The organism is Exiguobacterium sp. ZOR0005 (assembly GCF_000798975.1).
Lineage (GTDB): Bacteria > Bacillota > Bacilli > Exiguobacteriales > Exiguobacteriaceae > Exiguobacterium > Exiguobacterium aurantiacum.
The window spans coordinates 23,207-35,469 of record NZ_JTLB01000006.1; the positions used below are offsets into that span (position 1 = coordinate 23,207).

Here is a 12,263-nt window from a genome sequence, read left to right on the forward strand (position 1 = left end):
CTGCCGGCATGGTCATCTGCGGCTGTTTGATTGGTATGTTTTCATAAGAAACCCAGCCTCTGACGAATCAGAGGCTGGGTTCTATTTTTCCATCCAACGGTAGACGACCATGAAGCCAATCCATGCCGCACAAAACGGTAGGACGAAATTGATCAGTTGCCACATACTATCTGTTAATTGCATCGCTTCGCATCTACTTTCGTCTTACTCATTCTTCTAACTGAAGGAGGTCACGGACTTCTTCGGCATCGGTTGGATTCATCTCAAACACGTCTTCTCCAGCGAGCCCTCTCGTGAACTGCATCGTTCCCGCTTCGCCCTCCCAAATGTTCACCATCAATTCCATCGTCGACTCCGCCGGGTTGTTGATCGTCACGACGTAGTCGGGTAACCCTTCCATCCCAACCTCAATCGCAGGACTCGCTTCCACAATCTCGATGAAGCGGTTAATGTCGGCTTCGTCTTGAACCGACGTCTCTGAGAAGACGACCGTCTCTTCATTTTTGTACGTGCCGACGACGAGCTCTCGCCCTTGTTCGCCACATGCGGCGAGCAGGAGGAGCGGAGCGAATAAGCAAGCGAGCAGTGTCCGGTTCATCCATCTTCCTCCTTGTCAGTTAAGCCGATTTTTCGTTGCTTCCCGATGTGCCATCCGGAGCTCGTGATTGTTCACATGGTTCGGATCGATCAGTTCAAGCTTCCGGTTCACCCACACCGACAAGAAAATGAACGGGATGAACAGTGCGAGCAACATGACCGCAAACACGACGAGCGAACCTTCAATCGACCAGGCGATGGCGATGAAGAGACCGAGCAAGACGACGTTCGCGAGCACGATCCCGAACTCGAGACGGACGAACTTCTGATAGCGCCCCTCGTCGTTAAACGTGAGCAGTAACTTCATCCGATGCCAGGCGCGGTACAAGCTCGGCAACTGGGTCGCCATGATGATGACGGCGAACGTCACGAGCGAAATCTCTTGCGTGAAGATGAAGTAGAAGGCGATCCCTAAAATCATGAACGTGAGCAAGAGCGCCGTCTTGTTCACGTTGCGGTCGTTCTCGACCATTTGTTTGACGCGTTGTTCTTTTTCAACCATATTGAATGTCCCCCATCATGATGTCTTTCGTTTTTGACGCTCGACTTGCGCTTTGCTGAGCTCTGTTCCGGTCACATGCTCCGGGTCAATCGCTTTCAACTCACGGTCGATGCGATAGCCGAGCACGATGAACGTGATCAAGCCGACGAGTACGACGATGATGAGCGTCAGCAGCGTAATCCAACCGAGAATCGAGCTCGTGATCAACAGCAAGAGGAAGACGAGGTTCCCGACGGCCAATCCGAACTCGGACCGTACTTTTTCTTGATAGCGGGCATCGTCATTGAACGTGAGCAACAGTTTCATCCGATGCCAACTCTTATAAAGCATCGGGAACTGCCCGACCAAGATGATGGGCAATAGGAGCAGCACATCTGTCATCATAAAATAGATGATGAACAGCGCGATGAAACCGAATGTCGGATACAGCGTCTGCTTTTGGCGTTTGCGGTCGTTCTCAATCATGCGTTCTAGTCTTACTGTATGGTCAATCATCCAATCCTCCTAGCTAAATCTCATTTCCTTCTTTTACGAATCGATCGCACAAAAGGTTTCACTCGTACGGAATGTCATGCTCGAGGATATATTTCGTCTCTTCATAAGCTTGCTTACTGTACGGGTCGTCGTGCTGTCGAAGCCCTTCAAAGAATGCTTCAATCGATGATTCTTCTTGAAGCCTCCGCGCCACAATCAAATGTTGCATCGTATAGATCGCTTCGTCTCGGAGCGTCTCGTCGTTCATCCACGTCAGTAATTCCGTGACGAGCTCGTCTGTGCCAAGCATGTCGACTCCGTTCAACCACGTGTTCGCTCCCTTCGCCTTCTCACGCTTATCGGTGCTGTATAGTTGACGCCGCGCATAATCGATCAACGCCTCCCCCTCGGCGAGTCCAGTGAACGGCTCGAACTCGACCGTCGTGAGTGCTTCGGTGAATGCGCGGAACGAGTCGAATAGGACATCAATCTGTTCGCTGTCCGTGTCGATATACGCAATCTTTGGCGTCGCGCTCTCGCGATAGTCGAACGCGAGGAAGAAGTGTCCATCACCTGCGAAGGCGACCAACCGGTCATCCGCGACGCCCCACTCAGTCAATAGCGTCTTCGATTGAATCAAGCCGTCTGATAGACCGACGCCGGCAATCGAGTCGACGAGCGCAATGTCGTCTTGTCCGTTCCACACAATCGGCAAGTCACGTGGCTCGACGCCACCACCGTTTTGGATACGAATCGCTTCAAGATAGTCGTCCGGGAGCTTCACCCCGAGGTGCGCCTCGACTGCTACCAATACTTCGTCTGTCAATTCGGGCAACCGATTCGAATCGTCCGAGTCCTGTCTCCATATCATGCTTTCATCACTCCCACTTTATTCTTCCTCCCAATGCCGTTTCATCCGCTCCCGTTTCGTCAATCCGAGCAGGCTATCGACGACGTGCTCATCATCGATTTGAATCAGGCGTCGATCCACCACCATCTCGATGAACAAATAGCCAATCGACAAACTCACCACGGTACTTGTGAACAACGATAATGGCACGAATCCTGATGCAAAGAGCGACATCATCCCCATCATGCCAAACAGTAAGACGATATTCAAAAGCCCTTTGAAGCGAATCCAGCGCCGATACCGTTTATCCTCATTGAACGTCAACAGCGTCCGCGTCTTACGCCATGCGACAAAGCCGAGCGGCAACGTGACGATGAAAAAGAAAACGAATGCGGCAATCTGTTCATAAGCGCCTCCTGAAAAAAACCAAAGGCCGCCCGCGAGTCCGCTTAAAAATGTAGCGATCAACATCACGATCCCGGTTCGATTGCGTGAATATAACTGCTCGACTCGTTCTTCACGTGTCATCTTTTCATTCCCCCTTGAAACCAAATGCTTACGAGTTGCGTACATAAGAATAGCATACCAATAATTAGGAGGCTTTCATATGGATATCCTCATCTTAATCGCTTTACTCGGTGCCGTCGTGTTCATCCTCTTCAGCTGGAAACCGCATCACCGCTCCCCTTTCGAGCATCGTTCGACGTTTTATCCGAGAGAGTCGCAAACGACAACATGCCCGCATTGCCAAACCTCTGTCAGAAGGCAGGAACACGGGCAGACTTGTCATAGTTGCGGTAAGTCATTTTAACGTCATCCGACGCGTCGGACACGCTCGTTCACTACTTTTTCTTTCCCGCTCAATTGAAACAGCAATACTCCGCCGACAATCAAGATGATGCCGACGACCGTCTTCCACGTGAACGGAATCGCCTCGAGCCCGAACCAGCCAAGCGTGTCCCAGAGGAGCGCGAACAGGATTTGTGACACCATGACGATGGAGATGGCGTAACTCGGGCCGAGCCGTTCGACGCTTTGTGTCACACTCATGACGACACCGACCCCGATAATGCCACTGAACCAATACCACGTCTCCATCCCCGTGACGGCAAACAAGGCCGTCCCATCACTGATTAGTCCCGCGACGAGCGATGCGAAGAAGCCAAGCCCGAGGACGAGCGTCGTCGTGGCCCACGCGCCGACGCGTCGCTTCACGTTCGCATTGAACGTGTTTTGGATACAAACGAGCATCCCGCCGAACACGGCAAGCATCATCCCGATGGCCATACGTTTCCCTCCTCACTCATAAATACTCTCTCCCGCCACATCAATTAGACGATTCCGATCGACGACCGTGATCGACCGTCTGTCCCGTTCAATCAACCCGTCCTCGACGAACCGTTTGAGTGTCCGATTGACGTGCCGATAGCTCGTCCCAATCAAATCGGCGATGTCGGTCAACTCATCGACCGTCGAGCCAAGCGTCGTCGTCTCGGGCGTCATCGACAACAAATAACTCGCGAGCCGGACGTCGACCGGATAAAACAAGTTGAAGCTCATCGATTGCGACTTTCGCTCGAACTTGCGGGTGATCTCCGCTAATAAGTAGTTGAGCCAAATGACGTCTTCAGTCGCGTGACGCGCCAACGCCTCGAACGAAATGACGAGCATCTCGACGGTCGTCACCGCCTCGACCGTGTTCAAATAAGGAGTCCGCTGCACGTATTCGATGTCCCCGATCAAGTCGAGCGGTTGCTTGAACGACAAGACGAGCCGCTTCCCCGCAGCCGACGTGTGAGAGACGCGTATCTTCCCGTTGACGAGAAAACGAAGTGCATGGGTTGCGTCACCTTGCGTACAAATCGTCGACCCCGGTGCGTAACGGACGAGCGTCAAATCGGGCCATGCCGCGCGCGGCAACACCTCGTCGAGCCCGACTTGTCTCATGTAGTGTTCCACTTGCTCGTTCCCTACCATTTCAACAACACCACCCCGGCAACCATCATCGCCACACCGATAAGTTGCGTGACGTTCAAACGACGTCGCACCATCCCGAACCAGCCACGTCCGTCAATGACGAGGGCAAGCGCGAGCTGGGCGATTAAAAACAACGAAATCGTGAGCGTGACGCCGAGCGTATGCACAGCCGTCATGTTGCTGAACAAGATGAGCGCCGCGAAGGCTCCGCCTGACAGATAGAGTGGCTTCACATGTCGCATCTCGCGATACGTCCGGTCGCGGACGAGGAGCATGATGAGGAGCGCCACGATAAAACCGGTCAGCTGGGTGAGCGTCGCCGCCTGCCATGTACCGATCGCAGAACTGATATTGGCATTGGCCACACTTTGTAAGGTCAAAAAGAAACCGCCGCTGATGGCGAACAAGACTCCGCGCATCTCCATCTCCCCCTTTTTTTCTTTAGTTAACAATAACGGACAGCTTCGATAAAGGACAGATGTCCTGAACCATGAAAAAAAGGCCATGACGAATCATAGACCTGCGCGATATGCTTCCAATCGCTCTTCTTTCGCGACCGATAGCTGCTTATTCGTGACGTGTGCCGGGTCAATCTGACGGATGCGTCGCTGCAAGAAGCGCGAGACCCCGAACGTCAACGTCGAGACCCCACCGATGATACCAAGCAGCCATGGCAGTGACAGGCTTTCCGCGAGGTAGCCAATCACAAGGCCGAGATACACAACAAACTGAAGCCAGAGAGAGGCAAACTCGACATAGATGAGCCGACTGTATCGTCGATCTTCATTGAACGTCAGTAACAGTTTCGTCTTCCGCCACTCCAAGCAGAGATACGGGAAAAAGAGGACGAGCGTACTGAAAGGAACCCATCTCGGGGAAGCGCCGCTCACAAGGATCGTCACGACGATCCCGACAAACCAAACGCCCCAGCGCCAGCGCCAATGGACGTCGTCTTGCTCCAACAACTGTTTAATTCGTGTTTCTTTCGTTACCATATGTACTCCTCTCGTAAGAGCGGTAGAACCGCGAGATGTCGTTTCGGGTCGGCTGATTTGGGTCAACGTGCTCGAGCTGTCGACGTGTCGTGTAATGATGCCACCCTAACATCGCCGAACAGACACCGTAAACCATCCATCCGATGATTGGGACGCCCAAACGACTGAAAATCACCGCCGCTGTGACCCACACCATCCAAAGAGGATACATGCCATACAAGCGCTTTGTAAGCAATTCGCCACGTCCGGTCGTAAGCGTCATCGCTTTCTCCCCTTCACGGAGCATGATACGCACTAGACCGATTGATACGAGTAGGGACCCAATCCCCCATACCCACCAGAAGTCCTCAAACCCTAACGTGAACGAGTTGAAGAAGATGAGTGCCATTGTCAGCCAAAGACTACTGCGTTGATGTTTTTCTCGATATTGGCCTAACGCTTGAATCCGTTCTTGTTTCGTCATAGTCATGTCGTCCTTTTATTCTTGTATTTCATCAAGTTGATGCTTCGACTTCGCACGGTTCGCTTTCGCCAACATACCAGACGTCACGTGCTCCGAATCGATTTCGAGCAACTTCCGGTCCAGCCAAAACGGCCATAAGACTGACGGTGGACCCCCGAGGATGATCACCCACATAAGAGCGTCTCGGTGAATGTTTCCGGTCAAAAGCAAAGCGACCAGGCTAAACAGCAAGACGAACGTGAAACAGAGAATCGCAAAATTCAGCCGAATGAGACGCCGATACAAACGATCGTCATTGAACGTGAGATAAGTGCGTGTCTGCCTCCACTCGACCCACATCATCGGAACGAGACTGAGGACCGCAAGTGCACCGGAATACACAAGGTCCATCATGAAGTATAATGATGCCCCAAAAATGAAGAGCGTGCTCGCGATGACGATGCGATGATATCGCTTCTTGATGTTCACTAATTTAGATAGTCTGGCTTCCCGTTCCATCATATCCCTCCTAATCTCTCACGTAATCGAGTCGCATCTCACGAAACAATGGATGCTCCGGGTCGATAGCAGACAATCGCTCGTCTTGTCGTCGAATCCATCGGTATCCGACGTAGAGAACGCCACCGGTCACAATCAAAATCCATGCGTAGGTCCATCCGAGTTTGAGCGTCAATGCGACCGAGAGAATAGACATCACAAATACTCCGAATAGGAATCCGTTCCGCCGTGTGATGATTCGCTTGGCAGATTCGTGTTCAGTCATATTCGCCTCGATTCGATTCGCTTTAAAGAAGGAAGCACCAAGCAACAACAAGCAGACAGCGATACCGAGCACAGACCATCCATTCCATGAATTCGAACGAATCAAGCCGACCGTAAAAAATGTCATCGGAAAGGTAATGAGCCCTTGTGGGACTGCCTGCTTCATGTTCGATTTATAGATGGCATTGATGCGTTCTTGTTTTGTCATCTCCTTAGCTCACCATCCCCTCACTTCACGTCGCATCGGTTGCTCGGAATCGCTTTGTCTCACTTTTTCATCTAATGCCCGTTCTGAAGCCGAGAGAATGAAAATACCGACCGTGAAGCCGACGAATGGCAACCAACTGACCGCCTCCGACTTCATGAGCCATGGAAACACGAGTCCGATGAAGAGAATCAACACATAATCAAACGTATATTGAAGTGAAATGAAACGTTTTGTACGAGTGCGTTCTGTGAAACTGCTCATGAATCGATACTCTTGTCGTAAGGCGTATCCGTATAGCAATGTCGTTAGGACGAGCAGGCTGCCGTAAAGTAGCTCTTGCGTGTTTGTCTGTAACAGTAAAAAAACTATCACACCGAACGGAATAGCAAATAGCATCCGCAGAAAGAACCACTTCCGATTTCCTTGCTTCATTTTTGTCAGTCGTTGTTGCCTATCCATATCTCATTCCTCATTTCATCTGGGCGAGTGTTTCCCTCTTTATCAACCTATACGTGAGAATCGTTATAAAAGTTCCGTTATTTTACAATTTTATGACCTGTGCAAGTTGATTGACTAAAGTTGAATCTCGTTTTATAGTTTAGTTAACTTAACTTTAATAAAGAAAGCATGAGGTTATCTTATGAATTTGCTTCACAATCCACGATTCGTCTTCACATGGCTGTCCGGGATGACGCTGACGCTCGGCTTCTCCATCTTCTTCTTGAGCGTGTCGTGGCTCACAATCGATGTGTTACAACAGCCGGCTTTGCTCGGAATCATTTTGACCGCCGTCTCGCTTCCGCGTGTCGTGATGATGGTGTTCGGCGGCGTTTTCGCCGACCGCTTCCAAAAGAGTCGGCTCTTATTTTTGACGAATCTCGGCCAGGCCGCACTCATGTTGGCCGTCTTGAGCCTTCATCTACTCGACCTCTACTCGGTCGCGGCACTCATCGGGATTTCCGTCATCTTCGGGATTTTGGACGGCATGTCGTATCCGGCCCTCTCGTCCCTCATCCCGTCTCTCGTCAAACAGCACGAGTTGCAACGGGCCAACTCCTTGTTCCAAGGCTCGCTCGAGCTCATGTTTGTCATCGGTCCCTTCTTAGCAGGACTCTTGTTGACATGGGGCGGGTTCGGGCTCAGTTTCGGGACGGCGGCCGGACTGATCTTCCTTGCCGCTTTGTTGATCATGCCGCGCCTGATTCAAGACCGAATCCCGGCGGCGCATGTCATGTCTCTCGCTCACGTCATCGTCGACTTAAAAGAAGGGATTCGCTACGTCTCGCATACCCCGATTTTACGGAGCGGGACGCTGTCCATCGCCATCGTCAACCTGTTCGTCATGGGACCGCTCATCATGAGTATCCCCATCCTCGTCGGCGAGCGTGGCGGTACGGCGTTTGACTTGAGCGTCATTGAGGGCGGTCTTGCCGTCGGGACGTTCGTCGCGAGCTTCCTCGTCTTGCTGATGCGCTCGGTCCATCGCGGCCGGTTCGTCTTCCGCGCTTTGTTGCTGACGATTGCCGCGTTCCTCTTGTATACGCAAGCCCAATCGATTCCGATGCTCGCGTTGACGGCGGCGCTGAGCGGCTTCATGTTGATGCTCGTCTACTTGCCGGCGGTCACACTCATGCAGGAACATAGCGACCAAGACAAGATTGGTCGTGTCATGAGCATCATGGCGCTCGCCGCGTCCGGTCTTGAACCGGTCGCCTTCGCCGTCTTGTCCGTACTCGTCGCGCTCGCTGTGCCGATTCAAACGTTACTCATCACGTTTGGTATAATCGGATTGGCGCTTAGTGGCCTCTTATTCGTACGGAGCCAGACGTTCCGTCACACACGATGAAAGGAGAACGACCTTTGAACGAGACACGCAAACAACAAGTCATCGAGATGTATCGTCAAATCGACGAGCTCGACTTATTGTTCACCAAATACTTCACCGATTTGAACGAGTTCCAACTCAGCTATCAGCAAGAACAGATGCTGCTCCTTTTTAAACGACAAGAGACATGGACGACGACGGAGATCGCGACGAAGATGAATATCTCGAAAAGTGCCGTCAGCCAAGTGCTGAAGGTACTCGAGCAGCGTGAGTTCGTCCAGAAAGAGAAGAACCCGGACAACTTGCGTGAGAGCTTCATCCGCCTCGGTCCGCTCGGCCATGCATACTCGAAGCAAATCGATGCCATCGAGGAACGGCTCGCCGAAGAGATGTTCTCTGTCCTTGAGGACGAGGAGATGAAAATGATCAACCGTTCGCTCGCGTTGATGATTCAACGTTTCAAATAAAAAATGCGTATCGTCCCACGTGTGGGAGGATACGCATTTTTGGTTAGAATGGCTCGACGACACGGATGGCTGACCGAAGCGCCCCTTCGACATGACCGCCGAAGAAGGAGTCCGCTTCCGTCCCGGCGAAAGACAAATACTTCGCCCAACCGGCGTCTACTGGAATCGGTCCATAGACAGGAAAATCAGTCAGCGGCGCCGTATCTTCAACCGCTGCCGTATGGCGGTCGCTCGACCAATCGACGGATAAGACGTCACGCGGGTGGCGCGCCTCTTCCCCGAATAGTCGTACAAGTTGATCAATGACGCGACGATTCAGCTCGTCCCGTTTGAGCAACGCACGCTCGGTAGCGGGTAATCGGAAGAAACCGAATAACGCCGCAAGTCCATCCGGTTGCGAGGCGTCATGTACCTCCTGCAGTACCCCGGCCCAGCTCATACCTTGACCAGATTGGCCCTTGTCCCGCCAAAACGGATGATCGTAGACGGCGAGCACTTTCGCCTGACCGGCCATCCAAGTCGGGATAGACGCTAACTTTTCCTTCATCGTCTCAGACAGTTCTGGTTGAAACGTGATCCGTGAGACGAGCCGGGGCGGGATGGCCAAGATGGCGTGCGTGAACGTTTCAATATCTCCTTGTTTGAGCTCGATTGCGACTCCACGCTCGACCTGTCTCATCGAGATGACCGTCGACTGAAGTTGAATCGTATGGGGCGGTAAGGTTGCTGCGAGCACGGTCGTCAAGCTGGCCATGCCACCGACGAGTCGCATCGATGGGACCACGTGTCCTGGTGGAAGCGTATGGCGTTCGATGACACCGAACTGACGCTCGAGCATCAAGTCACCGGTCGCTTGTTGGGGGAACACTTGGAGGTCGAGCTGATCGACTAGCCGCACCATCGTCTTTTCCGTATCCGGCCAATACCAGGTCGGACCGAGGTCGAAGCCGTCATAGCTCAACACCCGTCCCCCGATGCGGTCGCGTGCTTCAAAAACGGTAACGTCATAGCCTTTATCGATGAGGAGCGACGCGGCATACAAGCCGCTCACGCCGGCTCCGATGATAGCGATGGATTGCGTCATGTAAATACTCCTTTTATATACGTTGTGCCCCCATTATACTGAAAAAGATGCATATACATGAGTTGAGCGAATCGCTCGGGAAAGGCGTTACATATGAAACGATTTTTTTATTATCTTTTATTCCCGTACATCTTGTTCATGCGAGGATTGTATCCATTTATTAAAACAGAAAAAGGGATGATGATTGCCTTCATGTTGGTATTTGTTTTTGGATGGACTCTCATCTCCGAAGATTTAATCTCTGTGCCATTGTTACTAGAAGCTTTCATTCCGCTTTATCTTTCGATAGGCGTTACGACCCCGGTGTATTACTTCGAATCGGATGTCAGACGCAGACGCACCAAACCTGGCTACATTCCACGCAATGAGCGTTGACGTTTTTAGAAAGGATTTACCAACATGCCCAATACAGTCAAGACGCTCCTTTATCCGTTCCTCGTAGGCATTCGCCTGTTTTCTAGATTTCGAAAAGGCAAGCTATTGATGTATCTCCTTGCCTATCTATTTGTGTTTTCTGTTGAAGGGTTGCTGTTTTTCCAAATCCTCTACGTACCCAATTTAGTTCGGACCTTCGTAATCATGTATCTCATCCTCGGGATGATTTTCGTCGAATTTCATTTTGATGATTTAGACGAACCGAAGTCGTTTTGAACGACGACTACAATCGTGGAAGGAACAACGAGTCATACTGTGCAATCAACTTACCCAACCAGTCATCCTGCACTTCTTCTGACTCCATGCCTCGCTCTAAGTCATCTATGATTTTGCTGTTCGGAAAATAGAGGCGCAACACAAACAGACTATCTGCGATTGTCGATACAAAACTTTGATCTTCGACGTTGATTGTCAAATACGCGCCTCGAATCATCCGTTTGATTAGTGACTTCTTTTCCTTTTCTGTCATACGCCTTGTTTTCAATTTTTCCTGTGCGTCTCGTAACTGAGGAGATAAATCTCGATTTAACGCTCGGCTGATTCGCTCATCCGGTTTCATATGTGGAAAGCGGTGAGACAAGTCCGTCCCATAAACGCATGCGCACATATGACGTAACCAAAACCCCCATTCAAAATGATTGGTAGGATTGAGCGCCGTATGCAATAGTCCGATATCGTAATCGATTTTAATCACTTCTGGATGTTCCTGTAACAGTAGCATGGTCTGTGACTTCAATCCATCAATGTCTAGCTCCCGGTTGAGGATGACTGTCACGTCTAAATCCGACTGTTCGACTATAGCCGTCCCGCGCCCGACGCTACCGTATACATATACGCTATGTAACGCTTCTGCAAACTCTTCTCGCAACAGCTGAATCACCTTATCGAGCAGTGGTCGAAACATCGGTTGAATCTGTGTCGCGTCTGTTTGATTGATGATGTAACCCGCCTCGTTTGTCCCAAGTCGTGTCGGTAGCTCCATCACACACCTACCTCAGTAAACGTCACCACGTCGAGCACGTGCCCGACTTCAATCCGGTCGACGAGATAGTGATACTTCGTGTTCGTCCCCGGATACGCCTCGACGATCGACTCGCACCAGTCACGATCGAACATCTTCTCCCACGATTCCTTCAACTCTTTCTCGTCTTTCGCTTCTCGATCTTCAAACGTCAGAAACCAACGATTCATTGCAAAGTTCCAATAACCTGCCTCGAGTTCGAGTACGTGTGAATCGGGCAACTCAACTGTCAGCACAACGCCCGGCTCTCCGGGATTCAAGTAACCGCTTCGTCCTACATCCGGCCGTGTATCGCTCAACCAGACGGGATAATTCCCATGAAGGGAGATCCCAGTTCGCTGTTCATACTGCCCCGCGAGCCAGTCGTAGGCGGGCCGATGATATGCGTAGTCCTCGTCTTGAAAGATTCCAAAGTTCGGGTCGCCGAATAAATAGCCTCTTTCGTTCGCTGCTTCCCAAGCGCTTGCGTGTTGGTATGTATAGTAGATTGCCATAAGTCAGCCTCCCTTTCTCATCAATATAGCGTACAGAATGAAATGATTCACGATAGATCAATATTCCCTCTTCCCATTTGTATGATTTTGGAAGTATACTAGTTTAGGA

At 51.3% G+C, this 12,263-nt stretch carries 19 protein-coding genes; 3 read left to right on the plus strand and 16 right to left on the minus strand.

Translation table 11 applies throughout. The features are described 5' to 3' along the window. Window positions 1-208: 208 nt before the first annotated feature. Genes L971_RS02435 through L971_RS02455 form a run of 5 tightly spaced genes read right to left on the minus strand, consistent with a single transcriptional unit; the run spans window position 209 to window position 2,951 of the window. The gene (locus tag L971_RS02435; RefSeq protein ID WP_047374152.1) at window positions 209-598 is read right to left on the minus strand and encodes a hypothetical protein; all 390 of its coding nucleotides are present in this window, start codon (window positions 596-598) and stop codon (window positions 209-211) included. A gap of 15 nt (window positions 599-613) precedes the next feature. After that, window positions 614-1,099 carry a hypothetical protein gene (locus tag L971_RS02440; RefSeq protein ID WP_051638834.1) on the minus strand — a complete coding sequence of 162 codons (486 nt, stop codon included), beginning with the start codon at window positions 1,097-1,099 and terminating at the stop codon, window positions 614-616. Between the two features lie 15 nt (window positions 1,100-1,114). Continuing rightward, window positions 1,115-1,594 (minus strand): hypothetical protein, encoded by a 480-nt coding sequence (locus tag L971_RS02445; protein WP_047374154.1) that lies wholly within the window; start codon window positions 1,592-1,594, stop codon window positions 1,115-1,117. A gap of 58 nt (window positions 1,595-1,652) precedes the next feature. Further along, window positions 1,653-2,444, minus strand: coding sequence for an SMI1/KNR4 family protein (locus tag L971_RS02450; RefSeq protein ID WP_047374156.1), 792 nt, complete (start codon window positions 2,442-2,444; stop codon window positions 1,653-1,655). Window positions 2,445-2,462: 18 nt separating this feature from the next. Then, window positions 2,463-2,951 carry a hypothetical protein gene (locus tag L971_RS02455; protein WP_047374158.1) on the minus strand — a complete coding sequence of 163 codons (489 nt, stop codon included), beginning with the start codon at window positions 2,949-2,951 and terminating at the stop codon, window positions 2,463-2,465. A 79-nt stretch (window positions 2,952-3,030) separates the two neighbouring features. On the opposite strand from L971_RS02455, the gene L971_RS15020 reads away from it, so the two are divergent. Then, window positions 3,031-3,234: a hypothetical protein gene (locus L971_RS15020; RefSeq protein WP_034798748.1), complete on the plus strand. Its 204-nt coding sequence runs from the start codon at window positions 3,031-3,033 to the stop codon at window positions 3,232-3,234. Window positions 3,235-3,236: 2 nt separating this feature from the next. Here the strand turns inward: L971_RS15020 and L971_RS02460 are convergent, their stop codons facing one another. The 8 genes from L971_RS02460 to L971_RS02495 form a co-directional block, all read right to left on the minus strand. After that, window positions 3,237-3,710 carry a DMT family transporter gene (locus tag L971_RS02460; protein WP_029333711.1) on the minus strand — a complete coding sequence of 158 codons (474 nt, stop codon included), beginning with the start codon at window positions 3,708-3,710 and terminating at the stop codon, window positions 3,237-3,239. Window positions 3,711-3,722: 12 nt separating this feature from the next. After that, window positions 3,723-4,370 carry a Crp/Fnr family transcriptional regulator gene (locus tag L971_RS02465; protein ID WP_231557549.1) on the minus strand — a complete coding sequence of 216 codons (648 nt, stop codon included), beginning with the start codon at window positions 4,368-4,370 and terminating at the stop codon, window positions 3,723-3,725. Between the two features lie 23 nt (window positions 4,371-4,393). Then, entirely contained in the window at window positions 4,394-4,819 is a 426-nt protein-coding gene (locus L971_RS02470) for a DMT family transporter (protein WP_029333713.1), read from the minus strand. A 93-nt stretch (window positions 4,820-4,912) separates the two neighbouring features. Beyond that, window positions 4,913-5,395, minus strand: coding sequence for a hypothetical protein (locus tag L971_RS02475; RefSeq protein ID WP_047374162.1), 483 nt, complete (start codon window positions 5,393-5,395; stop codon window positions 4,913-4,915). Beyond that, the gene (locus L971_RS02480) at window positions 5,370-5,858 is read right to left on the minus strand and encodes a hypothetical protein (RefSeq protein WP_047374164.1); all 489 of its coding nucleotides are present in this window, start codon (window positions 5,856-5,858) and stop codon (window positions 5,370-5,372) included. The genes L971_RS02475 and L971_RS02480 overlap by 26 nt, the downstream gene beginning before the upstream one ends. Window positions 5,859-5,873: 15 nt before the next feature. Then, window positions 5,874-6,356 carry a hypothetical protein gene (locus L971_RS02485; RefSeq protein WP_047374166.1) on the minus strand — a complete coding sequence of 161 codons (483 nt, stop codon included), beginning with the start codon at window positions 6,354-6,356 and terminating at the stop codon, window positions 5,874-5,876. 10 nt (window positions 6,357-6,366) lie between these two features. Further along, window positions 6,367-6,828, minus strand: a complete 462-nt coding sequence (locus L971_RS02490; protein ID WP_047374169.1) for a hypothetical protein — start codon at window positions 6,826-6,828, stop codon at window positions 6,367-6,369. 9 nt (window positions 6,829-6,837) lie between these two features. Next, window positions 6,838-7,287: a hypothetical protein gene (locus L971_RS02495; RefSeq protein WP_047374171.1), complete on the minus strand. Its 450-nt coding sequence runs from the start codon at window positions 7,285-7,287 to the stop codon at window positions 6,838-6,840. 181 nt (window positions 7,288-7,468) lie between these two features. Here L971_RS02495 and L971_RS02500 point away from each other — a divergent pair, with 181 nt between their 5' ends. Then, complete coding sequence (locus tag L971_RS02500) at window positions 7,469-8,674, plus strand: MFS transporter (RefSeq protein ID WP_024372044.1); 1,206 nt, start codon at window positions 7,469-7,471, stop codon at window positions 8,672-8,674. Between the two features lie 14 nt (window positions 8,675-8,688). Further along, complete coding sequence (locus tag L971_RS02505; protein WP_024372045.1) at window positions 8,689-9,120, plus strand: MarR family winged helix-turn-helix transcriptional regulator; 432 nt, start codon at window positions 8,689-8,691, stop codon at window positions 9,118-9,120. A 43-nt stretch (window positions 9,121-9,163) separates the two neighbouring features. Here the strand turns inward: L971_RS02505 and L971_RS02510 are convergent, their stop codons facing one another. From L971_RS02510 to L971_RS02530, 3 genes are all read right to left on the minus strand, one after another. Further along, window positions 9,164-10,204 (minus strand): FAD-dependent oxidoreductase, encoded by a 1,041-nt coding sequence (locus L971_RS02510; protein WP_047374173.1) that lies wholly within the window; start codon window positions 10,202-10,204, stop codon window positions 9,164-9,166. Window positions 10,205-10,862: 658 nt separating this feature from the next. Further along, a complete protein-coding gene (locus L971_RS02525) occupies window positions 10,863-11,621 on the minus strand; it encodes a nucleotidyltransferase domain-containing protein (RefSeq protein WP_047374179.1) in 759 nt (252 codons plus the stop codon). Further along, entirely contained in the window at window positions 11,621-12,154 is a 534-nt protein-coding gene (locus L971_RS02530) for a DUF3841 domain-containing protein (RefSeq protein ID WP_047374181.1), read from the minus strand. The genes L971_RS02525 and L971_RS02530 overlap by 1 nt, the downstream gene beginning before the upstream one ends. Window positions 12,155-12,263 lie beyond the last annotated feature (109 nt).